The 26,995-nt window shown below is 60.1% G+C and carries 22 protein-coding genes and 1 pseudogene; 11 read left to right on the top strand and 12 right to left on the bottom strand.

The window, feature by feature from the left end:
• Positions 1-133: 133 nt before the first annotated feature.
• Both ACZ9BB_RS01265 and ACZ9BB_RS01260 read left to right on the top strand, forming a co-directional pair.
• Positions 134-715: a PadR family transcriptional regulator gene (locus tag ACZ9BB_RS01265; RefSeq protein WP_008010671.1), complete on the top strand. Its 582-nt coding sequence runs from the start codon at positions 134-136 to the stop codon at positions 713-715.
• Positions 712-1,512 carry a siderophore-interacting protein gene (locus ACZ9BB_RS01260; protein ID WP_476212202.1) on the top strand — a complete coding sequence of 267 codons (801 nt, stop codon included), beginning with the start codon at positions 712-714 and terminating at the stop codon, positions 1,510-1,512. Before ACZ9BB_RS01265 ends, ACZ9BB_RS01260 begins: the two co-directional genes overlap by 4 nt.
• 175 nt (positions 1,513-1,687) lie before the next feature.
• Here the strand turns inward: ACZ9BB_RS01260 and ACZ9BB_RS01255 are convergent, their stop codons facing one another.
• The 3 genes and pseudogenes from ACZ9BB_RS01255 to ACZ9BB_RS01245 form a co-directional block, all read right to left on the bottom strand.
• Complete coding sequence (locus ACZ9BB_RS01255) at positions 1,688-2,332, bottom strand: Pr6Pr family membrane protein (protein WP_476212201.1); 645 nt, start codon at positions 2,330-2,332, stop codon at positions 1,688-1,690.
• Between the two features lie 2 nt (positions 2,333-2,334).
• Positions 2,335-2,565 (bottom strand): VF530 family protein, encoded by a 231-nt coding sequence (locus ACZ9BB_RS01250; protein ID WP_007941719.1) that lies wholly within the window; start codon positions 2,563-2,565, stop codon positions 2,335-2,337.
• 161 nt (positions 2,566-2,726) lie between these two features.
• A pseudogene (locus ACZ9BB_RS01245) lies at positions 2,727-4,117 on the bottom strand (aminotransferase-like domain-containing protein).
• A 349-nt stretch (positions 4,118-4,466) separates the two neighbouring features.
• Between ACZ9BB_RS01245 and ACZ9BB_RS01240 the strand changes: the two are divergent.
• From ACZ9BB_RS01240 to ACZ9BB_RS01225, 4 genes are all read left to right on the top strand, one after another.
• Positions 4,467-5,672 (top strand): benzoate/H(+) symporter BenE family transporter, encoded by a 1,206-nt coding sequence (locus ACZ9BB_RS01240; RefSeq protein ID WP_476212200.1) that lies wholly within the window; start codon positions 4,467-4,469, stop codon positions 5,670-5,672.
• Positions 5,673-5,806: 134 nt separating this feature from the next.
• Positions 5,807-7,045: a serine hydroxymethyltransferase gene (glyA, locus tag ACZ9BB_RS01235; protein ID WP_476212199.1), complete on the top strand. Its 1,239-nt coding sequence runs from the start codon at positions 5,807-5,809 to the stop codon at positions 7,043-7,045.
• A gap of 243 nt (positions 7,046-7,288) precedes the next feature.
• A complete protein-coding gene (locus ACZ9BB_RS01230) occupies positions 7,289-8,671 on the top strand; it encodes a carbohydrate porin (RefSeq protein WP_476212198.1) in 1,383 nt (460 codons plus the stop codon).
• 128 nt (positions 8,672-8,799) lie between these two features.
• The gene (locus ACZ9BB_RS01225) at positions 8,800-11,211 is read left to right on the top strand and encodes a glucose/quinate/shikimate family membrane-bound PQQ-dependent dehydrogenase (protein ID WP_476212197.1); all 2,412 of its coding nucleotides are present in this window, start codon (positions 8,800-8,802) and stop codon (positions 11,209-11,211) included.
• Positions 11,212-11,520: 309 nt separating this feature from the next.
• On the opposite strand, the gene ACZ9BB_RS01220 is transcribed toward ACZ9BB_RS01225, so the two are convergent.
• Both ACZ9BB_RS01220 and ACZ9BB_RS01215 read right to left on the bottom strand, forming a co-directional pair.
• The gene (locus ACZ9BB_RS01220; RefSeq protein ID WP_476212196.1) at positions 11,521-14,592 is read right to left on the bottom strand and encodes an efflux RND transporter permease subunit; all 3,072 of its coding nucleotides are present in this window, start codon (positions 14,590-14,592) and stop codon (positions 11,521-11,523) included.
• Positions 14,593-14,598: 6 nt separating this feature from the next.
• Positions 14,599-15,699 carry an efflux RND transporter periplasmic adaptor subunit gene (locus ACZ9BB_RS01215; RefSeq protein ID WP_476212195.1) on the bottom strand — a complete coding sequence of 367 codons (1,101 nt, stop codon included), beginning with the start codon at positions 15,697-15,699 and terminating at the stop codon, positions 14,599-14,601.
• Positions 15,700-15,792: 93 nt separating this feature from the next.
• Between ACZ9BB_RS01215 and ACZ9BB_RS01210 the strand changes: the two genes are divergently transcribed.
• The gene (locus tag ACZ9BB_RS01210) at positions 15,793-16,437 is read left to right on the top strand and encodes a TetR/AcrR family transcriptional regulator (protein ID WP_476212194.1); all 645 of its coding nucleotides are present in this window, start codon (positions 15,793-15,795) and stop codon (positions 16,435-16,437) included.
• 114 nt (positions 16,438-16,551) lie between these two features.
• On the opposite strand, the gene ACZ9BB_RS01205 is transcribed toward ACZ9BB_RS01210, so the two are convergent.
• Complete coding sequence (locus tag ACZ9BB_RS01205) at positions 16,552-17,334, bottom strand: class I SAM-dependent methyltransferase (RefSeq protein ID WP_476212193.1); 783 nt, start codon at positions 17,332-17,334, stop codon at positions 16,552-16,554.
• A 93-nt stretch (positions 17,335-17,427) separates the two neighbouring features.
• On the opposite strand from ACZ9BB_RS01205, the gene ACZ9BB_RS01200 reads away from it, so the two are divergent.
• Entirely contained in the window at positions 17,428-18,048 is a 621-nt protein-coding gene (locus ACZ9BB_RS01200) for an energy transducer TonB (RefSeq protein WP_476212192.1), read from the top strand.
• Positions 18,049-18,082: 34 nt separating this feature from the next.
• Here the strand turns inward: ACZ9BB_RS01200 and ACZ9BB_RS01195 are convergent, their stop codons facing one another.
• The 6 genes from ACZ9BB_RS01195 to ppc all read right to left on the bottom strand — a co-directional run bounded on the left by ACZ9BB_RS01195 (position 18,083) and on the right by ppc (position 24,750).
• Entirely contained in the window at positions 18,083-18,904 is an 822-nt protein-coding gene (locus ACZ9BB_RS01195) for an isocitrate lyase/PEP mutase family protein (protein WP_476212191.1), read from the bottom strand.
• A 33-nt stretch (positions 18,905-18,937) separates the two neighbouring features.
• Complete coding sequence (locus tag ACZ9BB_RS01190) at positions 18,938-19,798, bottom strand: DUF72 domain-containing protein (RefSeq protein WP_476212190.1); 861 nt, start codon at positions 19,796-19,798, stop codon at positions 18,938-18,940.
• A complete protein-coding gene (locus ACZ9BB_RS01185) occupies positions 19,798-20,103 on the bottom strand; it encodes a hypothetical protein (RefSeq protein WP_476212189.1) in 306 nt (101 codons plus the stop codon). The genes ACZ9BB_RS01190 and ACZ9BB_RS01185 overlap by 1 nt, the downstream gene beginning before the upstream one ends.
• Before the next feature lie 298 nt (positions 20,104-20,401).
• Positions 20,402-21,076: a tRNA (adenosine(37)-N6)-threonylcarbamoyltransferase complex dimerization subunit type 1 TsaB gene (gene tsaB, locus ACZ9BB_RS01180; protein WP_476212188.1), complete on the bottom strand. Its 675-nt coding sequence runs from the start codon at positions 21,074-21,076 to the stop codon at positions 20,402-20,404.
• 93 nt (positions 21,077-21,169) lie between these two features.
• Entirely contained in the window at positions 21,170-21,817 is a 648-nt protein-coding gene (adk, locus tag ACZ9BB_RS01175) for an adenylate kinase (RefSeq protein ID WP_476212187.1), read from the bottom strand.
• 302 nt (positions 21,818-22,119) lie between these two features.
• Positions 22,120-24,750 carry a phosphoenolpyruvate carboxylase gene (gene ppc / locus ACZ9BB_RS01170; protein ID WP_476212186.1) on the bottom strand — a complete coding sequence of 877 codons (2,631 nt, stop codon included), beginning with the start codon at positions 24,748-24,750 and terminating at the stop codon, positions 22,120-22,122.
• 234 nt (positions 24,751-24,984) lie between these two features.
• Here ppc and ACZ9BB_RS01165 point away from each other — a divergent pair, with 234 nt between their 5' ends.
• From ACZ9BB_RS01165 to lptF, 3 genes are all read left to right on the top strand, one after another.
• Complete coding sequence (locus tag ACZ9BB_RS01165) at positions 24,985-25,329, top strand: pilin assembly protein (protein WP_476212185.1); 345 nt, start codon at positions 24,985-24,987, stop codon at positions 25,327-25,329.
• 362 nt (positions 25,330-25,691) lie between these two features.
• On the top strand, positions 25,692-26,105 hold the full coding sequence (locus tag ACZ9BB_RS01160; RefSeq protein ID WP_476212184.1) for a DUF4398 domain-containing protein: 414 nt from the start codon (positions 25,692-25,694) through the stop codon (positions 26,103-26,105).
• 56 nt (positions 26,106-26,161) lie between these two features.
• Positions 26,162-26,950, top strand: coding sequence for a lipotoxin F family OmpA-related lipoprotein LptF (gene lptF, locus ACZ9BB_RS01155; RefSeq protein ID WP_476212183.1), 789 nt, complete (start codon positions 26,162-26,164; stop codon positions 26,948-26,950).
• Positions 26,951-26,995 lie beyond the last annotated feature (45 nt).

Here is a 26,995-nt window from a genome sequence, read left to right as displayed (position 1 = left end):
AATTCCTTTGTGTTTTTTCCCTCGTCCAATGGTTTTTTTCGTCCCGGCACAGAGGTGCCGTTGGTCTGAAGCGCTTGCCCTGACATTAAGATATATCTTACGTTATATCTAAACATGACGAGAGAACGCAAAAATGAGAGACCATCATTCCCCCCACCGCGAACACGGCGATGGCCGCGACGGCTTCGAGAAACGCCCCGGCCCTGGCCGCGAACGTGGTGGGCGCGGCCCACGGGTATTCGCCCCCGGCGACCTGAAATTGCTGCTGCTGGCACTGATCGCCGAGCAGCCGTGCCATGGCTACGACCTTATCCGCCAGATCGAAAGCATGTTCGACGGCGCTTATAGCCCCAGCCCCGGTGTGATCTACCCGACCCTGACCTTCCTTGAAGAAAGCGAAATGATCCTGGGCGACGCCGAAGGCGGAAAAAAACGCTACAGCATCACCGACGCCGGACGTCTGTCTTTAAGTGAACAAGCGATTGCCCTGGACGGCGTGCGCATGCGTATCGAAGTCAGCAAGCGTTCGTTGCGCGGCCATGACCGTCCCGCCGAAATTCACGAAGCGGTGCACAACCTGCGCCATGCCTTGCAGATGCACCATGGACGCTGGAGCCCAGAAGAAATCCTGCGGGTGCGCGACCTGCTCAACAACACCGCCAAGGCCATCGTCGATGGCCCCGCCGTTCAACCTGTTCAGGAGAAAGCCGAATGAGTGACATGATCCTGCAATCCCCCCAATCCCAATCCATTCACCGCGTCATGCATGAGCTCAAACGCCGTCGCCTGCAAGTGCTGCGGGTGGTCGACCTGACCCCGCGCATGCGCAGGATTACCCTGGGTGGCCCTGAGCTGGCAGGCTTCATCAGCCTCGGGACGGATGACCATGTAAAACTGCTGTTCCCGCAAAACGCGGCGGAACAGGCGGCGCTGGAAAACCTGGTCCTCGGTGCCAACAAGGACAACGGGCCGCTGCCAGCCATGCGCGACTACACCCCGCGCCGTTACGATCTGGACACCCTGGAGCTGGACATCGACTTCGTGTTGCATGGCGACGGCCCTGCCTCGACCTGGGCCGAGCAGGCCAAACCGGGCCAGTTCCTGCAAATCGGCGGGCCACGGGGCTCGATGATCGTGCCGGACATCTTCGACAGCTACCTGCTGATCGGAGACGAAACCGCCCTGCCCGCCATCGCCCGCCGGCTCGAAGGCCTGGCGGCCAACCGGCGTGCGCTGGTGATCGTGGAAGTGGAGAACGGCGCCGAACAACAACGCCTGGAAAGTGCCGCGCAGGTCGATGTGATCTGGGTGCTGCGTGAGGGAGGCAAAAACAACCTGCTGACCACCGTGCGTCAGGTCAAGGTGCCGACCGGCAGCCTATACGCCTGGGTCGCGACCGAGAGCAAAGTGTCGCGACAGATCCGCCGGGTATTGCTCGATGAGCACGGGCTGGATGAGCAATTCGTGAAAGCCGTCGGCTACTGGCGACTGGATGACAGTGACGAGGAATAAACGCTGTGCATGCTTTCTGTGGCGAGGGGGCTTGCCCCCGTTGCGTCGCGCAGCGGCGCTAAAACCTGCAACGGAGTTTTAACCGGCACGGTGTATTTGCTGATTTTGCGACTGCTTCGCAGCCGAACGGGGGCAAGCCCCCTCGCCACAAAAGCTCCCTCGTCACAGTCAGAGTTCACTTGCGATCCGTGCGCCACCGATCCAGCCCGATCACCAGCAACGCAACCAGCACAAAACCCGCCAACAATCCCCCGGCATTCACAAACACCTGTGGATAACCCAACTTGTCGACATCAATGAACGGATAGGGATAAACCGCCAGCAGATGCCCGCGCCATAACGCATAACCGAAGTACACCAGCGGATAGATCACCCACAACGCAATGTGCCGCAACCGCAACGTACCTTTGGGCACGCAGCACCACCAATAAACCAGGAACAGCAGCGGCATGACGTCATGCATCAGCTCGTCGGCCAGCCATTGCCAGCCTTCGGGATGCCATAAATGACGCAGCAACAGGTTGTACGCCAAACCGACCACGGCGATGCTCACCACAATTGCACTGCTCACCCACGGCTGTAAAAACCAGCGGCGCGCAGCGGATTCGCGGGACGTCAGTTCACAGGTCAGCACCACCGCCACCAGCGTATTGGTCAGCACAGTGAAAAAGCTGAAAAAACTCACCAGCCCACCCAGCAGACTGGCCGCGATACTCCAGCGGGCATAGAGAATCAGGTACATCTGAATGCTCAAGCCCGCCCAGCCCAAAATTGCCGCCACGGCAACACAACGACGCCTCGCGGTCGAGGGTATGACCATGCTCAGACCGGGCGCTTGGTGCGCATCAGCTTCACGTACAAGCGTTCGACCTTCTCCCGCGCCCACGGGGTTTTGCGCAGGAATGTCAGGCTCGACTTGATGCTCGGGTCGCTCTTGAAGCAGCGGATATCGATACGCTCGGCCAGCCCTGACCATTCGTAGTGCTCAACCAGGGCGTTGAGGATTTGCTCCAGCGTCACGCCGTGCAGGGGGTTGGTGTTCTGTTCGGTCATGCCGGGCCTTCGAGCGATGAAAGGATGAGAAGCCGCGCACCTTAGCGGAGGCTTTCGTCCGGTGGAAGGGCTCCGGACAGAGGCATTCGTCAGAGGCTGAATTAACTGTAGGCGAGTTGGCCATCATTTGAGGGGCAAACGTCAGGAGATACTGCCTGGGCTCAGTAATAACGACGCGGGTCCGAATCGATCAGACTGGCCAGCTTGGTCAGGGCAAACCTCAATTCGTCCTGGCTGGTGGGCGACATCAACACCAATCGCACGCAGCGGGTAACGCCGCTACGTTCGGCCTGGAACTGGGTACCACTGAGGACCAGCACACCGTTGGCACGGGCCAGCATGGTGAATTCGTCACTGGTCCAGGGTTCGGGCAACGTCAACCAGACGTGATAGGAATACGGCTGGGTCTTGAGCTCGAAATTGGCGAAGATTTCCTGAGCGATCGCCTGCCGCCCGGCGGCTTCGTTGCGCTGAATACGGATCAGCTTTTTATCCAGCCCCTCCGTGATCACATTGCTGGCCAACTGAGCGGTCAATGGCGACGGCATCCAGACGCTGCTGCGTACCATGGAGGTCAGGCGCGACAGCAGTTTCGGCGGGCTATAGAGATAGCCAATCCGCAAGGCCGGCATGACCGATTTCGACAGACTGGTCAGGTACACCGAACGATCCGGGGCAAACGCCGACAGCGGTTTGATCGACGGGTCGGTGGCCAGAAAACCGTAGATGTCATCGTCCAGAATGATGAAGTCGAACTCCTCGGCCAACGCCGCGATTTGCGCCCGACGTTTTTGCGACATGATCGCGGCCGTCGGGTTCTGACAGGTCGCCACGCAGACCAGCATCGCCGGTTTCTCGCGCTGGCACAGTTCGCGTAGCGCTTCGGGAATGATCCCTTCATCGTCCATTGGCACGCCACGCAGACGTCGTTCCAGCCCATGGGCAAGGGAAATGATGCCGGGGTAGCACAGCGCCTCGCAGAGCACCAGATCACCGGCGTTGGTCAGCGCACTCATCGCGACCATCAAACCATGCTGTGCGCCGGCGGTGATCACCACTTGCTGCCATTGTGCATCGGGCAACGAATGGCGCAGCCATTGCGCGCCCGCCTCGCGATGAGCCGGATGACCGCCATCGGGTGCGTAATCGAGGGTATGGACAAAATCCGTGCTTTTGGCCATGCCCACCAATGCTCCGCGCAACCAGTATTCCAGGGTTTCGCTGTAGGGCTTGATGATCGAAAGATCCAGTAATTCAGACTGTCCCAGATTCAGCGAGACGGCACTGTTGCTGGCCGGCAGTTCCAACTGCTTCTGGTTGAGCACACATAAGTGCCACGCCCCACTTCCCCCTGCACCAGACGCCGCCGATGGGCTTCGCTATAGGCACGGCTGATGGTACCGGGCGTGACATTCAGCGTGGTGGCCAGCTCACGCAGGGTCGGCAGACGATCACCTTCGTTCAACACGCCGTTGCTGATATCGCGCGCCAACGCGTCGGCAATCGACAAATACATCGGCTGGCTGAACTCGCTTAGCTGAGGAACCCACATGAATGATCACTACCCATCGTAGAAATGATGAATGCCCGAGCATATCACAGGGAGGTTAGGCAATTAATCAATCGACTCAATCAATAAATTGAGTCGATTGATGCGCCGATTGATTCGAGAAACACGCTTCACCAAAAATATTTCTAAACAGAATTATTTTATTATTAATCAATTACTTATACACAATAAATCTAACAAGCAAACGCTGATAACAAAAAAACATCTCGTAACAGCATCTCAACCTATTGAGTCAACTCAATCCATTCAAATACACTCATCTCGAATCGAAGCAATCGACTCAATCTCAATTCTGAATCACCGCGTGCCCGCCACGCCAAGTCGAGACATCATGGACACACTCAGAAAGGATCTATCCCTGTCAGCGGTCATTGCAGGCTTCATCGCCGTGATCATTTCCTATGCCGGCCCGCTGATCATCGTGTTTCAGGCGGCCCGGGAGGCGCACCTGCCCAATGATCAAGTGTCGTCCTGGATCTGGGCGATTTCCATCGGCAGCGGCATTACCGGTCTGTTATTGAGCTGGCGTTTGCGGATTCCAGTGATTACGGCTTGGTCGACACCGGGCGCGGCGTTGCTGGTGTCGATGCTGCCCACGGTCTCCCTGCCCGAGGCCATCGGCGCCTATGTGGTGGCTTCGGTGATTATCGCGGTGGTCGGCCTGTCCGGTGCGTTCGACAAACTGATGAGTCGCCTGCCAAAAGCCATCGCCGCCGCCATGCTCGCCGGCATCCTGTTTCGTTTCGGTGCCGAACTCTTCACCTCGATCAAACTGCAGCCGAGCCTGGTGCTGTCAATGATCGCGGCGTACCTGATCTTCAAACGCTTTTCACCGCGCTACGCCATCCTGTCGGTATTGATTGTCGGCTGCGCCGTGGCCGCCTCGTTCGGTGAACTCAACACAGGTTCGATCACCATCGATGTCGCCCATCCGATCTTTATCGCCCCGCAGTGGAGCTGGCACGCGATCATCAATGTCGGCCTGCCGCTGGCCCTCGTCACACTGACCGGGCAGTACGTGCCGGGCATGGCGGTGTTGCGCACCTCGGGCTACAACACCCCCGCGCGCTCGATCATTTCGGTCACGGCCATCGGTTCCATTTTGATGGCGCCATTCGGCTCCCATGGCTTAAACCTGGCGGCCATCACCGCCGCTATCTGCACCGGCCGCGAAGCCCATGAGGATCGCGACAAGCGCTACATCGCCGGGATCGCCTGCGGGGTGTTCTACATTCTGATGGGCATCTTCGGCGCGACCCTGGCTTCGGTGTTTTCTGCCTTGCCCAAAGAGCTGATCGCCTCGCTCGCCGGCCTGGCCCTGTTCGGGGCGATCAGCGCCGGGCTGACCGGCGCCATGGCTGACGAGAAACAACGTGAAGCGGCGCTGATCACCTTCCTGGTCACCGCTTCGGGCATGAGTTTCCTGGGGCTGGCCGCTGCATTCTGGGGGCTGATTTTCGGGCTCGTGGCACATTTCGTACTGACTTACACCCGGGAAAGCAAAGCCAGCACCGTCGCCGAGGGCAGCCGACCATGACCGCTCGTTACGACTTCATCGAGGTCGGCGGCGCAATAGTCTCAAGGACATGCGCGCGGTAACGGCCAGCGAGGGCTGTTGCCGCATCACGCACCAGCCCCCTTGGCCGAAGCACTTATTGAAAGGAAAACTCCATGAGCCTGAAGAATTTAGACCCTACCCTCGCGCGCCTGATCGGCCGCGAACGCAACCGCCAGGAAACCCACCTGGAACTGATCGCCTCGGAAAACTACGTCAGCGAAGAAGTGCTGGAAGCCCAAGGTTCGGTGCTGACCAATAAGTACGCCGAAGGCTACCCAGGCAAGCGCTATTACGGCGGCTGTAAAGTGGTCGACGAGATTGAAAGCCTCGCCATCGAACGTGCCTGCAAGCTGTTTGGCAGCGAATATGCCAACGTCCAGCCGCACTCCGGTTCCCAGGTCAATCAGGCCGTGTTTCTCGCTGTGCTCAACCCTGGCGACACGATTCTGGGAATGTCCCTGGCCGATGGCGGCCACTTGACCCATGGAGCCTCGGTAAACTTCTCCGGCAAGTTCTACAACGCGTACTCTTACGGCCTGGAAAAACACAGCGAAACCCTCGACTACGCCGAGATGGAAGCCCTGGCCCGGGAACACCGGCCGAAAATGATCATTGCCGGTGCCTCGGCATATTCCAGGACCATCGACTTCCAGCGTTTTCGCAATATCTGCGATGAAATCGGGGCGTACCTGATGGTCGACATGGCGCACTACGCCGGACTCATCGCAGCCGGCCTGTATCCCTCGCCGGTTGGCATTGCCGACTTCGTCACCTCGACCACTCATAAAACGCTGCGCGGCCCACGGGGCGGTCTGATTCTGGCTAAACGCGAACATGCGGCGTTGCTAGACAAGACGATATTCCCGGTCTATCAGGGTGGACCTCTGGTGCACGTCATCGCCGCCAAGGCCGTAGCGTTCAACGAAGCCCTCGGTGATGAGTTCAAGCACTATCAGCAACGCGTCATCGACAACGCCAGGACCATGGCGAATATCCTTACTCGACGGGGCCTGCGGGTGGTGTCAGGTGGCACCGACTGCCACATGTTCCTGCTCGATCTGCGCGCGAAGAACATCACCGGAAAAGATGCCGAGGCGTTGCTGGAGAGCGCCCACATCACCTTGAACAAGAACGCGATCCCCGACGATCCGCAAAAACCTGCGATCACCAGCGGCATTCGCATTGGCACACCCGCCCTGACCACGCGAGGCTTCGGCGAAGCCGAATGCGCCGAAGTGGCCAACCTGATTGCCGACGTGCTTGAGCAACCGACCAATGCGGCGCTGCTGGACAATGTCCGTCGACGGGTGATGCATTTGTGTGAATGTTTCCCGGTCTATCTGTTGAATTAACACCACTAAAACATAGCGGGGCGGACGCTTGAGTCCGCCTTTTTTTGGCAGCACCTGGCACTGCGGCGACCGGTCGCAGCCGACTGTTACCAAATCCGAAATGATCCATGTCAGTAAAAGCCCTTTCTCAATGTGTTACAGAACATTATCCTTACGCCCGTCCAGCTGAAACGCTTCTCCCCCCGCTGCATTCCCGCTGCGTTCAGTTCACCCCTTTAGAAAAAAACCAAGAATTCCTTCTCTATGCCTGATTTTAAAACTCTGCGAGACAGCGCTGTCTTACCCCCTATGGCCAGTCGAAAAGCCCTGAGCCTGATCGGTGGATTCACCGCATTGAGCCTCGCCACTTGCACCCAGGCCGCGCCAGCCTTCGATAGCGATTCGCCGTGGATGCTCGGTGACTGGAACGGCACTCGCACCGAACTTTCGGAAAAAGGCTACGACTTCAAAGTCGATTACACCGGTGAAATGGGCAGCAACCTGCACGGCGGCTACGACCACGATCGCACTGCGCGCTACAGCGATCAGTTCGCTTTTGGTAGCCACCTGGACTTGCAGAAAATTCTCGGCTGGGACGACGCTGAATTTCAGCTGACCATCACCGAACGCAACGGCAACAACATCAGCAACGACCGGATCAACGATCCGCGTGTCGGCGGTTTCACTTCGGCCCAGGAAGTCTGGGGTCGTGGCCAGACCTGGCGCCTGACGCAGATGTGGTATCAGCAGAAATTCTTCGACCAGAAGCTCGACATCAAGGTCGGCCGCTTCGGCGAAGGCGAAGACTTCAACAGCTTCCCCTGCGACTTCCAGAACCTGGCGTTCTGCGGTTCCCAGGTCGGTAACTGGGTCGGCGGCATCTGGTACAACTGGCCGGTCAGCCAGTGGGCGATGCGGGTCAAATATCACCTGACGCCGCAGCTCTACGCGCAAGTCGGGGCTTACGAGCAAAACCCGTCCAATCTGGATCGCGATAACGGTTTCAAGCTCAGCGGCAGCGGCACGCAGGGTGCGATCCTGCCGGTAGAACTGGTCTGGACCCCGAAGCTCAACGGCCTGCCGGGTGAATACCGCGCCGGTTACTACTACAGCAGCGCCAAGGCCAGCGACGTCTATAAGGACAGCAATGGCCAGCCGGCTGCCCTGAGCGGCGAGGCTTACCGCAGCGCATCGAGCAAGCATGGCATGTGGCTCGGAGTTCAGCAGCAACTGACCAGCCGCGCCAGCGATAACACTCGCGGCCTGAGTGTGTTCGCCAACGCCACGATGCACGACAAGAAGACCAACGCCATCGACAACTACGTCCAGGCCGGCGTCGTCTACAAAGGTTTGTTCGATGCCCGCGCCAAAGACGATATCGGCTTCGCGCTGGCCCGTGTCCACGTCAACCCGGCCTACCGCAAGAACGCCGAGGCGACCAATCAGGCCCGCGCCGTCCAGGACTTCGACGACCCGTCGTTCCTGCCACCGCAAGACACCGAATACAGCAGCGAGCTCTATTACGGCGTGCACGTCACCAACTGGCTGACCGTGCGCCCGAACCTGCAATACATCCGCCACCCCGGTGGCGTGGACAAGGTCGACGACGCGCTGATTGGCGGGATCAAGATCCAGTCTTCGTTCTAACCAACACCCTACAAATCCTATGGGATTGCGGCATCCAAACACTTTTGCCAATGAACCCCGCCCGCGCCAGATCGTCATCTACAGTGAACTTGCGCGGGACTACTTAAAACGTCACGGAGAACCACACTATGAGCACTGAGGGTGCTTTGAGTCGAAGCCGTCTACTGCCGAGCCTGCTCGGTATCGTGCTTCTGCTAATGGGCCTGGCCTTGCTGGCCGGGGGGATCAAGCTGAGCATGCTCGGCGGCTCGCTGTATTACCTGCTGGCCGGTATCGGCCTGGCGCTGACCGGGGGCCTGCTGATCGCTGCGCGCCGCTCTGCGCTGGGTCTGTACGCAGCGGTGCTGTTTGCCAGCACCGCCTGGGCGCTGGGGGAAGTCGGCCTCGACTGGTGGCAATTGGTGCCGCGTCTGGCGCTGTTCTTTGCGCTGGGCATTGTCCTGCTGCTGCCGTGGGTCCGCCGCCCGTTGCATCGCGGTGAGTTCAACCCGATCGGCACTGGCGCGCTGAGCGCTGCCGTGGTGATTGCCGGCGTTGTCGCGCTGGCCAGCCTGTTCACCAACCCCGGTGAAATCAAAGGCGAACTGAATCGCGATAGCGTGCCGGGCATGACCAACACCGCCCCGGCCATGCCGGACGGCGACTGGAACTCCTACGGCCGCAGCGCCCATGGCGATCGATACTCGCCGCTGGCGCAGATCACGCCGCAGAACGTCAGCAAACTGGTGCCTGCCTGGACCTACCGCACCGGCGACCTGCCCGGCCCGAACGACCCGGGCGAAACCACCGCCGAAAACACCCCGCTCAAAGCCAACGGCATGCTCTACGTCTGCACGCCGCACAGCCAGGTGATCGCGCTGGACCCGGACACCGGCAAGGAAATCTGGCGTTTCGATCCGAAGCTCTCCACGCAGAACGCGGCGAACTTCAAGGGCTGGGCGCACATGACCTGCCGTGGCGTGACGTATCACGATGACGCCGCCTACGCTTCCGAGCAAAGCCCGACCGGCAGCGCCAGCCCGGCGCCGGTCAGCAACGTCTGCCCACGCCGGATCTTCCTGCCGACCGCCGACACCCGTCTGATCGCTCTGGACGCCGACACCGGCAAGATGTGCGAAGACTTCGGCGACAAAGGCCAGGTCGACCTGCGCGCCAACATCGGCAGCTTTACTGCCGGCGGTTACTACTCCACCTCGCCACCGGCGGTCACCAAAGACCTGGTGGTGATTGGCGGCCACGTTACCGACAACGTTTCCACCGACGAGCCAAGCGGCGTGATCCGCGCGTTCGACGTGCACACCGGCAAACTGGTGTGGAACTGGGACAGCGGCAACCCGGACGACACCACACCGATTGCCGAAGGCAAGGTCTATACCCGTAACTCGCCGAACATGTGGTCCATGTTCGCGGTCGACGAAAAACTCGGCATGCTCTACCTGCCGATGGGCAACCAGACTCCGGACCAGTTCGGCGGCGCTCGCACGCCTGAATCGGAATTGCACGCCGCCGGCCTGACTGCCCTGGACATCACCACCGGTAAAGTGCGCTGGCACTTCCAGTTCACCCACCATGACCTGTGGGACATGGACGTCGGCGGCCAGCCAACCCTGATGGACCTGAAAACCGCAGACGGCGTGAAGCAGGCGGTACTCGCATCCACCAAGCAAGGCAGCATCTACGTGCTGGACCGCAGCAACGGCAAGGCCATCGTGCCGATCAACGAAGTGCCGGTACCACAAGGCGCTGTCGAAGGTGATCACACCTCGCCGACCCAACCGAAATCCGACCTGAACCTGATGCCGCCGCCGCTGAAAGAACGCGACATGTGGGGCGTCACCCCGTTTGACCAGTTGATCTGCCGGATCGAATTCAAATCTATGCGCTACGACGGCCCATTCACACCGCCATCGCTGCAGGGTTCGATCGTTTATCCAGGCAACTTCGGTGTGTTCGACTGGGGTGGTATCTCGGTTGACCCGGTGCGTCAGATTGCTTTCATGAACCCGGACTACATGGCGTTCAAATCGAAACTGATCCCCGCTGCCGAAATCGCAGCCCAAGGCCCGCGTAAAAGCGAAACCGAAGGCGTGCAGCCGAACAAAGGCGCGCCATACGGCGTCATTCTCGAACCCCTGCTCTCGCCAATGGGCCTGCCGTGCCAGGCACCGGCCTGGGGTTACGTGACAGCGGTCGACCTGACCACCAGCAAAATCATCTGGAAACACAAAAACGGCACCGTGCGCGACAGCTCACCGGTTCCAATCCCACTGAGCATGGGCGTCCCAAGCCTGGGCGGGACCTTCACCACCGCCGGTGGCGTAGCCTTCCTGAGCGGCACCCTCGACCAGTACCTGCGCGCCTACGACGTGAAAAACGGCAAGCAACTGTGGGAAGGCCGCCTGCCAGCCGGCGCGCAAACCACACCGATGACCTATACAGGCAAGGACGGCAAGCAATACGTGCTCGTTGTTGCCGGCGGTCACGGATCGTTGGGCACCAAACAGGGTGACTATGTGATTGCGTACAAACTGTCCGAGTAAGTTTTAGCGGCAGTCAAAACAAAGGCGACCCTGTGAGGGGTCGCCTTTTTTTGTAGCTGTTGCAAACTCCCTGTAGGAGCGAGGCTTGCCCGCGAAGGCTTTCTAACATTCGACATTGATGTCGACTGACACGCCCCCATCACGCGAGCAGGTTCGCTCCCACAATTTGCTCGGTGTAAATCTGCAAGAGATTGATCGGCTGGCAGGCCGTCTTCGCGGGCAAGCCTCGCTCCTACGAAAAGCCACTGGCGTACACCGCCCGCCCCTCACCACTCAATAGGCCGAGCGTCGAACTCATCGCCTGTAGAATCACACAGACTCTTTACGGACCCTGAACCAAGCCGCATACAACGCCGGCAAAAACAACAACGTCAACGCCGTCGCCACAATCAACCCACCCATGATCGCCACCGCCATCGGCCCGAAGAACACACTGCGTGACAGCGGAATCATCGCCAGTACCGCCGCGAGCGCGGTCAATACAATCGGTCGGAAGCGTCGCACCGTGGCCTCGATGATCGCCTGCCAAGGCTTAAGCCCGGCAGCGATATCCTGCTCAATCTGATCCACCAGAATCACCGAGTTACGCATGATCATCCCGGACAAGGCGATGGTCCCGAGCATGGCGACGAAGCCGAACGGCTGACGGAACACCATCAGAAACAACGTCACCCCAATCAGCCCCAGTGGCGCCGTCAGAAACACCATGACCGTGCGTGAGAAACTGCGCAGTTGCAGCATCAGCAACGTCAGCACCACCACGATGAACAGCGGCACGCCGGCCTTCACCGAATTCTGCCCGCGAGCCGAGTCTTCCACCGTGCCGCCGACGTCCAGCAAATAGCCGTCCGGCAATTCGGCGCGAATCGGATCGAGGGTCGGCATGATCTGCTGCACCAGCGTTGCCGGTTGTTCCTTACCGTAGATGTCGGCGCGAACCGTCACATTGGGCAAGCGATTACGGTGCCAGATGATGCCTTCCTCGAAGCCGTACTCCAGCGTCGCGATTTGCGACAGGGCCACGCTGCGACCATTGTCGGTCGGCACGGCGAGGCTCGGCAGCAACGCCAGTTCGGTGCGTTCATGCACCGTGCCGCGCAACAGGATCTCGATCAACTCGTTGTCTTCACGGTACTGGCTGACGCTGGAACCGGTCAGCGAGCTTCGCAGGAAACCCGAGAGGTTCGCCGTGCTCACACCCAGCGCCCGCGCACGATCCTGATCGACGTTCAGGTACACGACTTTGCTCGGTTCTTCCCAGTCCAGGTGCACGTTGACCACGTGTGGGTTCTCGCGAACCTTGGCCGCCACTTTACGGGCCAATGCGCGGACTTCCTCGATATGCTCGCCGGTCACCCGGAACTGCACCGGATAGCCAACCGGCGGGCCGTTCTCCAGCCGCGTGACCCGCGAACGCAGGGCCGGAAATTGTTCGTTGAGGATTTCGATCAGCCAGGTGCGCAGGGTTTCGCGCTCTTCGATGGTTTTGGCCAGCACGACAAACTGCGCGAAGCTCGCTGCCGGAAGTTGCTGATCCAGCGGCAAGTAGAAACGCGGTGAACCGGTGCCGACGTATGCCACGTAGTTGTCGATCCCGGCGTGATCCTTGAGCAGGCCTTCGAGGCGTTTGACTTCCTCGGCGGTGTTGCTCAAAGACGCTCCTTCGGCCAGTTTCAGATCGACCATCAACTCCAGCCGCCCCGAAGCCGGGAAGAACTGCTGTGGCACGAAACGGAACAGCACCACCGATGCGATGAACATCACGACGGTCAGCACGATCACCGTTTTGCGCCGGCGCACGCACCACTCCACCAGACGCCTGACGCGCTGATAGAACGGCGTGCCATAAGGGTCGGGTTGGCCGTCACCGGAGCCATGTTTGGCGGCGTGAATTTTCGCCAGGTCCGGCAGGAGTTTTTCCCCCAGATAAGGCACGAAGACCACGGCGGCAACCCAGGACGCCAACAACGCGATGGTCACCACCTGGAAGATCGAGCGTGTGTATTCGCCGGTGCCCGATTGCGCGGTGGCAATCGGCAGGAAGCCGGCAGCGGTGATCAGCGTACCGGTGAGCATCGGGAACGCGGTGCTGGTCCAGGCATAGCTGGCGGCCTTGACCCGGTCGAAGCCCTGTTCCATTTTGATCGCCATCATTTCCACGGCGATGATCGCGTCGTCCACCAGCAAACCCAACGCCAGTACCAGCGCGCCGAGGGAAATCTTGTGCAGGCCGATCCCCAAGTAATACATGCAGGCGAAGGTCATCGCCAACACCAGCGGAATCGCCAGCGCCACCACCATGCCGGTGCGCACACCGAGCGAGAAGAAACTCACCAGCAACACGATCGCCAGAGCCTCCACCAGCACCTGGACGAACTCGCCGACACCGGTTTTCACCGCGGCGGGTTGATCGGACACTTTGCGCAATTGCATGCCGGCGGGAAGGTTTTTCTGGATCCGGGCGAACTCTATTTCCAGTGCTTTGCCCAGCGTCAGAATATCCCCGCCATCCTTCATGGCCACGGCCAGGCCGATGGCATCTTCGGCCATGAAGCGCATCCGCGGCGCCGGTGGATCGTTGAAACCACGATGGACGCTCGCCACATCGCCGATGCGGAACGTGCGATCACCGACACGGATCGGAAAGTTCTTGATCTCGTCGACCGTCTGAAAATTCCCCGAAACCCGTAGCTGCAAACGCTCACTGGTGGTTTCGAAGAAACCTGCGGTAGACATCGCGTTCTGTTCTTCAAGCGCCTGCTGCACCACCGCCAACGGCAACCCGAGGGTGGCCAGCTTGACGTTGGAGAGTTCGATCCAGATCTTCTCGTCCTGCAACCCGAGCAGGTCGACCTTGCCCACATCCTTGACCCGTTGCAGCTGGATCTGGACGCGGTCGGCGTAGTCCTTGAGCACTGCGTAATCAAAGCCTTCGCCGGTCAGCGCATAGATGTTGCCGAAGGTGGTGCCGAATTCATCGTTGAAAAACGGGCCCTGGATACCCGGTGGCAGGGTCTGACGGATGTCGCTGATCTTCTTGCGGACCTGATACCAGAGGTCCGGGATTTCCACCGAATGCATGGAGTCCCGAGCCATGAATGTCACCTGGGACTCGCCCGGGCGGGAGAACGAGGTGATCCGTTCGTACTCACCGGTTTCCATCAGTTTCTTTTCAATCCGCTCGGTGACCTGGCGCGACACTTCCTCGGCCGTGGCCCCCGGCCAGTTGGTACGAATCACCATGGCTTTGAAAGTGAATGGAGGGTCTTCACTCTGGCCGAGTTTGGTGTAGGACAACGCGCCGACGACAGCCAGCAAAAGCATCAGGAACAGAACGATCTGGCGGTTACGCAGCGCCCATTCGGAAAGATTGAAACCCATCGGGGATTACTCCTTGTGCGCCAGATTGACCACGCGGTTGGAGCGATCCACCGGGCGCACCTGCTGCCCCTCGTGAAGCACATGAACACCGGCCGCCACCACCCAATCGCTGGCGTTCAGGCCTTCGAGTACCGGTACTGTTTTCTCACCGAATGCACCGACCCGCACCGGGGCTTTTTTCAAGGTGTTGTTGGCACTGACCACCCACACGTAGGTGGCACCGTTTTCCGCGGTGACCGCCGACAGCGGCACCGACAACGGCACGACTTCGGCAGTCTGGATGAACACCCGGGCGCTCTGGCCGAGCTCGGCGGTAACCTTGTCAGCGGTAAAAGCGACACGGGCGGCGAAGGTACGGGATTTCGGATCGGCCGCGGGCGACAGTTCACGGATGCGTCCGGGGAAACGTTGACCGGGTTGGGTCCAGAGCTCCACCGAGACCGGCTGACCCACCTTGAAGCGGCCGAAGCTCTGTTCCGGAAAGCTGATCAGCACTTCGCGCTCGCCATCGGTGGCGAGGGTGAACACGGTTTGCCCGGCCGCCACCACTTGCCCGACTTCAACCGCGCGCTTGGCCACTACGCCATCCTGCGGCGCACGCAGCACGGCGTAACTGGCCTGATTGGTCGAGACGTTGAATTCGGCTTTGATTTGCTTGAGGCGGGCCTCACCGGAGCGGTAGAGGTTTTCTGCGTTGTCGTACTGCGAACGGCTGACCATCTGACGTTCCATCAGGGTCTTGTAGCGATCACGTTCGGCGCGCACCAGGCTCAGGTTGGCTTCGGCGGCCGTGACCTGCGCACGGGTGGCTTCCAGTTGCAGGCGCACGTCCTGAGGATCGAGTTCCGCCAAGGGTTGGTCGGCCTTGACCCGTTGCCCCTCTTCGACCAGTCGTCGGCTGACTTTGCCACCAATGCGGAAGGCCAGATCCGGCTCATAGCGCGCACGCACTTCACCGGGATAACTTTCCATTGCCTGGGCCGAAGGCTCTGGCTGCACCACCATGGCCGGGCGCACGGTGACGGAAGCCGCCTCTTCATGGCCACACGCCGACAATAAAAAGGCCAGACTGACCGGCAACGCGAGGGGCAAGGCATAGCGGAACATGGTGAACGACCTTTCGCTAATGGTGCTTTGAATAATTATACTGACCAGTATGTTATTAATAGCAAACTCACCAGTCCAGTATTAAAGCGAAGAATGTCTGACAATCTTTCCCCCCCCAGTGGTCCGGGTCGCCCCAAGGATCTGGCCAAACGCCAGGCAATCCTCAACGCGGCGAAAATCCTGTTTCTGAGTAAGGGATACGCCAACACCAGCATGGATAGCGTGGCGGCCGAGGCCGGCGTGTCGAAGCTGACGGTCTACAGCCATTTCAACGATAAGGAGACACTGTTCTCCGCCGCCGTGGTGGCCAAATGCGAGGAGCAGTTGCCAACGCTGTTTTTTGAACTGCCGGAGGGTATTGCGGTGGAAACCGTACTGCTGAACATCGCGCGCGGTTTTCATCAACTGATCAACAGCGATGAATCGGTGAACCTGCACCGGCTGATGATGACGCTGGGCAGCCAGGACCCGAAACTCTCGCAGATCTTCTTCCAGGCCGGGCCAGAACGCGTGTTGCATGGCATGGAGCGGCTACTGAGCAAGGTCGATCAGAGCGGCGTGTTGAGCATTGATAAACCACGCAATGCCGCCGAGCACTTCTTTTGCCTGCTCAAAGGCGCGGGGAATTTCCGTTTGCTTTATGGCTGCGGCGAGCCGGTAACCGGGGATGCGGCCGAGGCCCATGTGCAGGAAGTGGTGGGGTTGTTTATGCGGGCGTATCGGCCGGAGTCGCCCTGATAGATATTTGGCGTCTGGGCTGACGCCTTCGCGGGCAAGCCTCGCTCCTACAGGTTGTGAGCCTGTCGTAATCCTGCAGGAGCGAGGCTTGCCCGCGAATGAGGCGACTCGATCTTAAGGCTTGAGCGCTTTCTTCGGATAAATGTCATACCGGCTGGATTTACCGTCCAGCGCATGGCTCGGTTTGGGCCCGTCGATGCACGGCGCCTTGCGCGGGCGCTTAACCACCACCCGGTGGCTGGCCAAGGCCAATGCCGCTTCGAGCAGGGCCGGTGCGTCCGGGTCATCGCCGACCAGCGGCCGGAACAGGCGCATTTCCTTCTTCACCAACGCGGTTTTCTCACGGTGGGGAAACATCGGGTCGAGGTAGATCACCTGCGGCGGCTCGCCCTCCCAGTTGCGCATCACCTCGATCGAATTGCCCTTGAGCAAACGCATCCGCGCCACGATCGGCGCCACATCGAAGTCTTCCGCGCCGCGCGCCAGGCCATCTTCAAGCAAGGCGCCGATCAGCGGCTGGCGCTCGATCAGGCTCATCTCACAGCCCAGGCTGGCCAGCACGAACGCATCCTTGCCCAACCCTGCCGTGGCGTCCAGCACCCGCGGGCGCACGCCTTGGGCGATACCGACCGCCTTGGCAATCATCTGCCCGCTGCCGCCGCCGTACAACCGACGATGGGCCGCGCCGCCCTCGACAAAATCCACCCGCACCGGCCCCGGTACATCCGGCCCGAGTTGTTGCAGCTGCAAACCCTGCTCGCCCACCTGCAAGGCAAACTCGCCGTCATCCACCTGCAATGGCAAACCCAGGCGCTCGGCCCATTGCTCGGCCTGTGGCTGGAAGGTCGTGCCTAGGGCCTCGACATGGATGCGGCAGGCCGCAGGTTGCTCAATCATGGGGAAACACGCTCAAAAAATTAATGATCGGCAAAAACGGCCGATAACCAAACTATCGAGCATTTTGCCAGAGCTGAGCGTCGACCGAGAAAAATGTCAGGCATTCAACGCACATCGATAGGTTACATTTCGCCCCACGGCGATTTTGGCCTGCGAAATTCCCAGGCACTGAGCGGCGTCAGTCACCTGTGGCAGGATTTTTTTGCCCAGGCCCTGGCCGATCAGTCGGGTGATGTCGTGCCGGCGTCTCTGGACTTCCCACCGGTCGATCTCGACAGCCCAATCGAGCCGACCGTTGGCAGCGAACTGCTGGCACACATCATTTCCCAGCGTGAATGCAACGTCACAGAAACCCCGGTCCGTCCGCCAGAGCCCCTGTTCCTGCCGATTGCCGAGTTCGAAATGGACCTGGCCGACAAACCGTTCCCGCCGTTCCCACCGGAAGAAATCGTCGCGCAACAGAAACAACAGGACTTCGAAAGCGGCTGGGTTCGCCCGATCGTGCTCACCGCCGGCCAAGCACTGCCAGAGCCCGACGCCGCACCGCAACCGCGTCCGCTGCACTTGCCGATCGCCGAGTTCGAACTCGACCTGCTGGACAAGCCCTTCCCGCCGTTCTCGCCCGAAGAACTGGTGGAACAACAGAAACAACTCGATTTCGATAACGGCTGGGCACGCCCGATCGTTCTGCAGAACCTGCGCATCGCCGCCTAACCCTCAGCGACACCTCCACCACAGCCCGAGCTCGTCAGCCTTTGAACAATTGGTTGGCCTTCTGGAACGGCATCGACCGGGAAGTGAAGCCGAAGGTCCCGTGTTGCTGGATTTCCTCGGCAGCCCGGAAGAACTCGCCATACGCCGCCAGGGCCAGGGCCGAACCGACGCTGATGCGCTTGACGCCCATTTCACTCAACTGCTCCACCGTCAGTTTGAGCCCACCGGACATCAACACATTGACCGGTTTCGGCGCCACGGCGCGGACCACCGCCAAGACCTCTTCAGCGCTACGCAAACCCGGCGCGTAAAGCACGTCGGCACCGGCCTCGGCAAACGCCTGCAAGCGGCGAATGGTATCGTCGAGGTCAGGATTGCCGTGCAAAAAGTTCTCGGCACGCGCGGTCAGCACAAAGGGAAAAGGCAAGCTGCGAGCCGCTGCGACGGCGGCTTCAATACGCGCCACAGCATGTTCGAAGCAATAGATCGGACCGTCTTCGCGCCCCGTGGCATCTTCGATCGAACCACCGACGGCACCAGCCTTGGCGGCCCGCACAATACTTTGGGCGCAGTCTGCGGGGGCGTCGGCAAAGCCGTTTTCGAGGTCCACCGCGACCGGCAGGTCAGTGGCCGCGACAATCGCCTGAACGTTCGCCAGGGTTTCGTCGAGGGTTAGCCCACCATCGGGACGGCCTCGGGAAAAGGCGTAACCGGCACTGGTGGTCGCCAGCGCCTGGAAGCCGAGGCTGGCGAGCATTTTCGCTGAGCCGGCATCCCAGGGGTTGGGAATGACAAAAGTACCCTCGCGTTCGTGCAGCGCTTTGAACGCCTGGGCTCGAAGGGTTTGCGCATCCATTGGCAGGCTCCTGAAAAGGGCAAAGAAGCCGCTTCAGAGCAAACCAAGTTGCTCGGCGGCGGGCTCTCTGTATAGCTCAGGCAGCGGCGGCAAGCCAGGCAAACGCAGCATCAGTTTTGCGTGAAAACGTTGTGCCAGTTTCGCTGCCAGCAAGTTATCGGCGGTGTGCAGGAAGATATAGGGCGTGCGCCCCTCTTCGATCCAGACGGCGATTTTCTCGACCCATGGCACCAGGAACGGATCGTTGGCTTCCAGTTCGGGATGGCCGATGAAGCGCACCTGGGGAAATTGAGTGAACGCCGCAGGGCGAGGCGGCACCCTGGGCTTTTTCGATTGGGCGTGGAGTACTGAGGGATCGGTGGAAGCACAGCTGAACAGCGCTCGCGGATCGAGACAGATGCGCTCGACACCACGATCCAGCAACAGGCGATTGAGCATTCTCTCGGCATCGCCCTTGGCAAAAAATTCGTCGTGGCGCACTTCGACCGCCAAAGGCCGGTCCACCGCGTCGATAAAACCGGCCAGCTCCGACAATCGTTGCGGGGTGAAGCTTTTGGACAATTGCAGCCAGAGCGGAGAAACCCGCTCACCCAGAGGGCTGAGCAATTGCAGGAAGGTTTCGGTGGCGGTCAGTTGTTCGCGCAGGTCACCGCTATGGCTGATGTCGCCGGGGAATTTGGCGGTGAAGCGAAAGTGTTCGGGCATGGTTTCGGCCCAGCGTTGCACGGTGGCGGCAGACGGGCTCGCGTAGAAGGTCGTATTGCCTTCCACGGCGTTGAACACTTGAGAATAAAGATTGAGAAATTCAGCGGGCCTGGCGTCTTGTGGATACAAGTAATCGCGCCAGGCGTTTTCACTCCAGGACGGGCAGCCGAGGTAGTAAGGCAGCCGCATCAGATGTACAGATCGAGACCCAGTACATCCGCATCCCAATCGACAAAGGTGGCGGTACTCAGGTAACTGGCCAGTGCCATCGCCACACTTTTGCTCATGGCGCGGTGATAAATCATGTCTTGTTGACGGGCGGGCAGATTGCTCAGGCGTTGCGCGGAGGCTTTGGCAGCGCGGGCGGCCAATTGCTCTTCGGTAGGAATTTCCAGCTCGCCGTCAATATCGACGTAGTCGTCATCCGCCACAGGGCCTTTGCGGGGCTTGCGCTTGATGGGGTAGGACTGGGAGGAAACGCCGTCTATACGCATGAGTACATGTCCGGTATCAGTGATGGCAGCTTAGTGGCACATAGCCCACTTCGCAAACTGCCGAGTGATAACTAGAACACAGAAAAGCGAAAAGGTTTAAAAGCGGCCAGTAGAAAACTGACGATTGGCTAAATCCGACACATTCATTGTGGCGAGGGGGCTTGCCCCCGTTCGGCTGCGAAGCAGTCGCAAAACCAGCCAATGCGGTGCGTCAGGGGAATGTGGTGGTGATTTTGGGGCCGCTTCGCGACCCAACGGGGGCAAGCCCCCTCGCCACAGAAGGCCCTATCAACCTGGATTAACGCGCTTTCGGCGTCGCGACCTTATCGCGCAGATACACCGGCTGCGCCTCATCGGCCACGATCGCTTCACCGCGTTCCCAGGCGAAACGCGCCAGAGTCAGCAGGTCTTCGGCGTGGGGCAGCATGCCGGCATCCGAGCCGCTCAGGTTCACACCAATGCGCTCGGCATACCCCCAACCGGTGCCCGCGCCGAACCACTCGCCGCTGGCATCGGCCGGCAATGCGGCGACTTCGGGTGGCAACACAGCTTCGTTGCCCACCAACCGCATCTCCCCCGCTGTTTCGCGGTAGCAACCCCAATACACCTCATCCATACGCGCATCGATGGCCGCCGCGACCTGGCTGACGCCGTGTTCGCGATAGGCCCGCTGGGCGAGGACAGCGAGATTGGAGACCGGCAACACCGGGCGATCCAGCGCAAACGCCAGCCCCTGCACCACGCCGATGGCAATCCGCACACCGGTGAACGCGCCTGGCCCACGGCCGAACGCAATGGCATCGACCGCTTGCAGCGTGGTCCCGGCATCGGCCAGCAGTTGCTGGATCATCGGCAGCAGCTTCTGCGCATGCAGGCGCGGGATCACCTCGTAATGGCTCGTGACTTTGCCGTCATGCAGCAAGGCAACGGAGCAAGCTTCAGTCGCGGTGTCCAGGGCCAGCAAGGTGCTCATCGATGTTTCCGTAAGAAGAAGTCAAAAAAGTGCGCCAGTATAAACAACTACGGCCCGCAAGCGGGCCGTAGAAGATGAAGCCGATCAGACTTTTCAGCTCAGTGCTTCAAGCACCTTGCCGGTGATCGATTCAACCGAGCCAACACCTGCAATGTGGCTGTACTTCGGCTTGCCCTGATCAGCGGCCAGATTCTGGTAGAACTCCACCAGCGGCTTGGTCTGGGAATGGTAGACCGACAGGCGATGACGCACGGTTTCTTCGGTGTCGTCCTTGCGCTGCACCAGTGCTTCACCGGTGATGTCGTCTTTACCAGCGATTTTCGGCGGGTTGTAGACGGTGTGGTACACGCGGCCGCTGGCCTCGTGAACGCGACGACCGGCAATACGCTGAACGATTTCTTCGTCATCGACGGCGATTTCGACCACGTTGTCCAGTTCCACGCCAGCGTCTACCAGTGCTTCAGCTTGCGGAATGGTGCGCGGGAAACCGTCGAACAGGAAACCATTGGCACAGTCAGGCTGCGCGATACGGTCCTTGACCAGGGCGATGATCAGGTCGTCGGAAACCAGACCACCGGCATCCATGATGCTTTTGGCTTTGACGCCCAGCTCGGTGCCGGCTTTTACCGCAGCACGCAGCATGTCGCCGGTAGAGATTTGCGGAATGCCGAACTTCTCGGTGATGAACTTAGCCTGAGTACCTTTACCGGCCCCGGGAGCTCCCAGCAGAATGACGCGCATTAGATGTGCTCCTCAATTTTTTATTTAGAATTACTTAAACAAAACAATGGATTCGCCTCGTGGGGCCAATCTCAAAAATAGGGTCGTGACCGCCCAAACGGCCAAAGGCTGATCAAGATACACAGCAGGCTCTGCCCACACAAGCCGCCGAAAGTCGGAGAAACCCGCACCTTACGAGACCTTACGAAGGGGTACCCCAAGTCGCAACCCCATCATTAACTGTCGCGTGACAGACCTTTTCACCCCCTTGCCAGCAGGCACTCGACGCTCGTATCGGGTGCCTGTTTCCCACGACAAAAACCTTAGCCGGTATTTCGCAAACCGGCGGCAATCCCCGCCACAGACACCAGCAACGCCTGTTCTACCGGGCTGTCTTGCGCCTCGTCCTGTTGCCGCGAACGCGCCAGCAGTTCGGCTTGCAATAGATGCAGCGGGTCGAGGTACGTGTTGCGCAGGCGGATGAATTCAAGGGTGGCTGGGCTATGTGCCAGTAGTTGAGACTGACCAGTCAGCCCCAGGACCACCGAACAGGCCTGCGACAATAGGTCGCGTAAATGCGCACCCAAAGGGAGCAGATCCGGCTCCACCAGACGCTCATCGTAAGACTGGGCGATATCGGCATCGGCCTTGGCCAGCACCATTTCCAGCATATCGATGCGGGTACGGAAGAACGGCCACTGTTCGCGCATCTGCCCCAGCAACACCCCTTCGCCGCGCTCCAGCGCCTTGCTCAGCGCTGCTTCCCAGCCAAGCCAGGCCGGCAGCATCAGGCGCGTCTGGGTCCAGCCGAAAATCCACGGAATGGCACGCAGGCTTTCAATACCACCAGCACGGCGCTTGGCCGGGCGGCTGCCCAACGGCAAACGCCCCAACTCCTGCTCGGGGGTGGACTGGCGGAAATACTCGACGAACTGCGGGTTTTCCCGCACCACGGCACGGTAAGCCTTGACGCCATCGGCGGCCAGTTCATCCATCAAATGGCGCCAGGCAGGCTCAGGGGGCGGCGGTGGCAACAAGGTCGCCTCCAGCACTGCCGCCAGGTACAGATTGAGGTTCTGCTCGGCGATGTCCGGCAGGCCGAATTTGAAACGAATCATTTCCCCCTGCTCGGTGGTGCGGAAACGCCCCGCCACCGATCCCGGCGGCTGCGACAGAATCGCCGCGTGCGCCGGACCGCCGCCACGGCCCACGGTGCCGCCGCGACCGTGGAACAACAGCAGTTCCACTTGCTGTTCCCGGCAAATATCCACCAGACGCTCCTGAGCCCGATACTGCGCCCAGGCCGCTGCCGTGGTGCCGGCGTCCTTGGCCGAGTCGGAATAACCGATCATCACTTCCTGCGGCCCTTGCAGACGCGAGCGATAGCCCGGCAACAGCAACAGCTTTTCGATCACCGGTCCCGCGTTGTCGAGGTCAGCGAGGGTTTCGAACAGCGGCACCACGCGCATCGGCCGTAGTACGCCGGATTCTTTGAGCAGCAGCTGCACGGCCAGCACATCGGAAGCGGCGCCGGCCATGGAAATCACATAGGAACCGAGGGAAGCACCTGGTGCCGCAGCGATTTCCCGGCACGTCGCCAGCACTTCGGCGGTGTCGGCAGACGGCTTGAAATACGCCGGCAGCAACGGCCGGCGATTGTTCAGTTCACGCATGAGGAAGGCGATGCGCTCTTCCTCGCTCCAGTCCTCATAACGGCCCAGGCCGAGGTAATCGGTGATTTCAGTCATGGCCGCACTGTGGCGCGACGAATCCTGGCGCACATCGAGGCGCACCAGAAACAGCCCGAACGTCACCGCTCGGCGCAGGCAATCGAGCAACGGGCCGTCGGCAATGACGCCCATGCCGCATTCATGCAGCGAGTGGTAGCACAACTCCAGCGGGTCCAGCAGGTCGCGGTTGTTTTGCAGCACATCGGCGGATGCTGGCGTGGTTGCCGTCAGGGACGCATGGGCCCAGTTACGGGTCGCGCGCAAGCGTTCACGCAATTGTTTGAGCACCGCACGGTAAGGTTCGGCGCTGTCGCCAGCCTTGGCTTTGAGGGCGTCGCTGGCCTGCTGCATCGACAACTCGGCGGCGAGATGATCGACATCGCGCACATACAAATCGGCGGCCATCCAGCGCGCCAGCAGCAACACTTCGCGGGTCACGGCGGCGGTGACGTTGGGGTTGCCGTCACGGTCGCCGCCCATCCACGAGGCAAAGCGTATCGGCGCGGCCTCCAGTGGCAGGTGCAGGCCAGTGGCGGCATGCAGAGCCTGATCGGCTTTGCGCAAATAGTTGGGGATCGCCTGCCACAGCGAATGCTCAATCACCGCAAAGCCCCACTTGGCTTCGTCCACGGGTGTCGGGCGGGTGCGGCGGATTTCTTCTGTGTGCCAGGCTTCGGCGATCAGGCGCTGCAGCTTCGTCTTGATCTGCTCGCGCTCGGCGGTGGTCAGGTCACGATGGTCCTGGGCGGCCAGTTGCGCGGCAATGGCGTCGTACTTCTGAATCAGCGTGCGACGCGCCACTTCGGTGGGGTGCGCGGTCAATACCAGCTCGATTTCCAACCGTCCCAACTGCCGGGCCAGGGACTCGGGGTCATGGCCCGCGGTCAGCAGGCGAGCGAGCAATTCCGGCAACACCCGGGCCTCGAATGGCGCGGGTTGCGACTCTTCGCGGCGGTGAATCAGCTGATACTGTTCGGCAATATTGGCCAGGTTGAGGAACTGGTTGAACGCCCGAGCTACCGGCAGCAATTCGTCTTCGCTCAACTGATTGAGACTGGCGCTGAGCTCGGCGTCCATCGAACCGCGACGATCAGCCTTGGCGCCCTTGCGGATCTGCTCGATCTTGTCGATAAACCCGTCCCCGTACTGTTCACGAATGGTGTTGCCCAACAGCTCACCCAACAGGTGAACGTCCTCGCGCAAGCGTGCATCAATATCGGTCATCAGCAGTTCTCCAGCGAAAATCCGGGCGGCTATGCTTTGATGGTAGAGGCACTGACATAGATGCCTTTCATAGAGAGTGCCGTCGTAAAGCGCTTCTTACAAGCAGACGACGCCAAGGACTTCAAACACCGGGCATTGCAGCTAATCTCAACCATAAGCCGTACAACGGCTTACCACCGGCCATCGCCGGACACTCACCCGGCCTGCCACGAGCAGGTGCGCAACGAGGTCATCATGAAAATCCGCGAGCTCGCCAAGCATTGGGAAGAAAACGCCAAGGGTCGTCTGACCGACTCTGGCTACGCGATTCATCTGGACGTGGAAGCCGCAGCACGGCTGGCGGCGATTATCGACATGTACCCTAAACGGCAGCCCGAAGAACTGCTCGGAGAGCTGATCGGCGCCGCCCTGGAAGAGCTCGAAGCGAGCTTTCCGTACGTGAAAGGGTCAACGGTGGTGGCCACCGATGAAGAAGGCGATCCACTGTACGAAGATGTCGGCCCGACCCCGCGTTTTCTCGCCTTGTCCCGTCGTCATTTGCACGATTTGTCGGGTGAAAACGACAAGCAGAAACACTGATTCCTGTGGGAGCGAGCCTGCTCGCGAAGGCGTCAGCACAGTCAACATTGTGGTGACTGACCTACTGCTTTCGCGAGCAAGCTCGCTCCCACAGTTTGATCGCATTCTTCCTGCAAAACGGTGAACTTGCGGGCCACTTAAAGACCCGGAAACACGGCTGCGCCGCCCGAAAATTCCCGATTTAGAACCTTGCCCACTCGATCAGATTTTTTCGGGCGACAGGCATCTTCTCTGAACTTTTAAAAAACGCCTCGGGTCAACCCAGTAACCATGCCTGGGACGGCCGTTTCGAAATGCTCTGGAAATTGATGGTTGCGGCTCCTTGCCCAGGATGGATTGAGATGTTTTTCAGGAGTTATCCAATGGAGTTGAAAACCATGAAGACCAGCACCGCATCATCCACGTTCCCCCACCTGCGCGGTCTCAAACTGGCTGCCCTGGCCATCGGCAGCAGCTTCGTTCTGGCCGGTTGCGCCGGTAACCCGCCGACCGAGCAATACGCCGTGACCCAATCGGCCGTGAACAGCGCCGTCAGCGCCGGTGGTACCGAATTCGCCGCGGTAGAAATGAAGACCGCTCAGGACAAGCTCAAACAAGCCGAAATCGCCATGCACGACAAAAAGTATGACGAGGCCAGAATGCTGGCCGAACAGGCTGAGTGGGACGCCCGTGTGGCAGAACGCAAAGCCCAGGCGATGAAAGCCGAACAGGCTGTGAAGGACTCCCAGAAAGGTGTTCAGGAACTGCGTCAGGAAAGTCAGCGCACCGTGCAGTAAGCGCGCATCCCGATTTTCAGGCCTGAAACGCTTATCGATAGAAAGGACGAACTATTATGCGCAAACAAATGATGATACCCGCCCTCCTGGCCGCAAGTGTTGCACTGGCTGCGTGCTCCACACCGCCTAACGCGAACCTGGAACAAGCTCGCACCAACTACACCGGCCTGCAAGCCAACCCGCAAGCCAGCAAAGTCGCCGCGCTGGAGACCAAAGAGGCCAGCGATTACCTGGACAAGGCCAACAAGGCTTATCTGGACAAGGAAGACCAGGCCAAGGTCGACCAACTGGCTTACCTGACCAATCAGCGTGTTGAAGTGGCCAAGCAGACCATCGCCCTGCGCACCGCTGAAAACAACCTGAAAAATGCCGCGGCACAACGGGCCCAGGCTCGTCTGGATGCTCGCGACGCACAGATCAAGCAGTTGCAGGACAGCCTCAACGCCAGGCAGACCGACCGCGGCACGTTAGTAACGTTCGGCGACGTGCTGTTCGCCACCAACAAGGCGGACCTGAAGTCCAACGGTTTGGTGAATATCAACAAACTGGCGCAGTTCCTTCAGGAAAACCCGGACCGTAAAGTGATTGTCGAAGGCTACACCGACAGCACCGGCTCGGAGTCGTACAACCAGTCGCTGTCCGAGCGTCGCGCGACCTCGGTGCAAGTGGCCCTGATCAAGATGGGTGTAGATCCCGCACGCATCGTGACCCAGGGTTATGGCAAGGAATACCCGGTTGCGGAGAACTCCAGCGTCTCGGGCCGTGCGATGAACCGTCGGGTGGAAGTGACCATATCCAACGATAACCAGCCGGTGATACCGCGTTCGGCCGTCAGCTCTAACTGAGCTTCGTCTGAAACACAAAAGCCCCGTCTGATCGGATCAGGCGGG

This window comes from Pseudomonas sp. TE3552, assembly GCF_056278945.1.
The sequence above is the reverse complement of the archived record's forward strand: the minus strand, read 5'-3'. Positions and strand labels throughout refer to the sequence as shown.

Excerpts from the sequence above, each read along its gene's own strand:
- ACZ9BB_RS01255 (WP_476212201.1), bottom strand. The coding sequence starts at position 2,332 with ATGGTCATACCCTCGACCGCGAGGCGTCGTTGTGTTGCCGTGGCGGCA.
- glyA (WP_476212199.1), top strand. The coding sequence starts at position 5,807 with ATGAGCCTGAAGAATTTAGACCCTACCCTCGCGCGCCTGATCGGCCGC.
- ACZ9BB_RS01210 (WP_476212194.1), top strand. The coding sequence starts at position 15,793 with ATGTCTGACAATCTTTCCCCCCCCAGTGGTCCGGGTCGCCCCAAGGAT.
- ACZ9BB_RS01230 (WP_476212198.1), top strand. The coding sequence starts at position 7,289 with ATGCCTGATTTTAAAACTCTGCGAGACAGCGCTGTCTTACCCCCTATG.
- tsaB (WP_476212188.1), bottom strand. The coding sequence starts at position 21,076 with ATGAGCACCTTGCTGGCCCTGGACACCGCGACTGAAGCTTGCTCCGTT.
- ppc (WP_476212186.1), bottom strand. The coding sequence starts at position 24,750 with ATGACCGATATTGATGCACGCTTGCGCGAGGACGTTCACCTGTTGGGT.
- ACZ9BB_RS01195 (WP_476212191.1), bottom strand. The coding sequence starts at position 18,904 with ATGGATGCGCAAACCCTTCGAGCCCAGGCGTTCAAAGCGCTGCACGAA.
- ACZ9BB_RS01260 (WP_476212202.1), top strand. The coding sequence starts at position 712 with ATGAGTGACATGATCCTGCAATCCCCCCAATCCCAATCCATTCACCGC.
- ACZ9BB_RS01160 (WP_476212184.1), top strand. The coding sequence starts at position 25,692 with ATGGAGTTGAAAACCATGAAGACCAGCACCGCATCATCCACGTTCCCC.
- ACZ9BB_RS01165 (WP_476212185.1), top strand. The coding sequence starts at position 24,985 with ATGAAAATCCGCGAGCTCGCCAAGCATTGGGAAGAAAACGCCAAGGGT.
- ACZ9BB_RS01220 (WP_476212196.1), bottom strand. The coding sequence starts at position 14,592 with ATGGGTTTCAATCTTTCCGAATGGGCGCTGCGTAACCGCCAGATCGTT.
- ACZ9BB_RS01205 (WP_476212193.1), bottom strand. The coding sequence starts at position 17,334 with ATGATTGAGCAACCTGCGGCCTGCCGCATCCATGTCGAGGCCCTAGGC.
- lptF (WP_476212183.1), top strand. The coding sequence starts at position 26,162 with ATGCGCAAACAAATGATGATACCCGCCCTCCTGGCCGCAAGTGTTGCA.
- ACZ9BB_RS01225 (WP_476212197.1), top strand. The coding sequence starts at position 8,800 with ATGAGCACTGAGGGTGCTTTGAGTCGAAGCCGTCTACTGCCGAGCCTG.
- ACZ9BB_RS01265 (WP_008010671.1), top strand. The coding sequence starts at position 134 with ATGAGAGACCATCATTCCCCCCACCGCGAACACGGCGATGGCCGCGAC.
- ACZ9BB_RS01240 (WP_476212200.1), top strand. The coding sequence starts at position 4,467 with ATGGACACACTCAGAAAGGATCTATCCCTGTCAGCGGTCATTGCAGGC.
- ACZ9BB_RS01215 (WP_476212195.1), bottom strand. The coding sequence starts at position 15,699 with ATGTTCCGCTATGCCTTGCCCCTCGCGTTGCCGGTCAGTCTGGCCTTT.
- ACZ9BB_RS01190 (WP_476212190.1), bottom strand. The coding sequence starts at position 19,798 with ATGCGGCTGCCTTACTACCTCGGCTGCCCGTCCTGGAGTGAAAACGCC.
- ACZ9BB_RS01185 (WP_476212189.1), bottom strand. The coding sequence starts at position 20,103 with ATGCGTATAGACGGCGTTTCCTCCCAGTCCTACCCCATCAAGCGCAAG.
- ACZ9BB_RS01250 (WP_007941719.1), bottom strand. The coding sequence starts at position 2,565 with ATGACCGAACAGAACACCAACCCCCTGCACGGCGTGACGCTGGAGCAA.
- adk (WP_476212187.1), bottom strand. The coding sequence starts at position 21,817 with ATGCGCGTCATTCTGCTGGGAGCTCCCGGGGCCGGTAAAGGTACTCAG.
- ACZ9BB_RS01200 (WP_476212192.1), top strand. The coding sequence starts at position 17,428 with ATGTCAGGCATTCAACGCACATCGATAGGTTACATTTCGCCCCACGGC.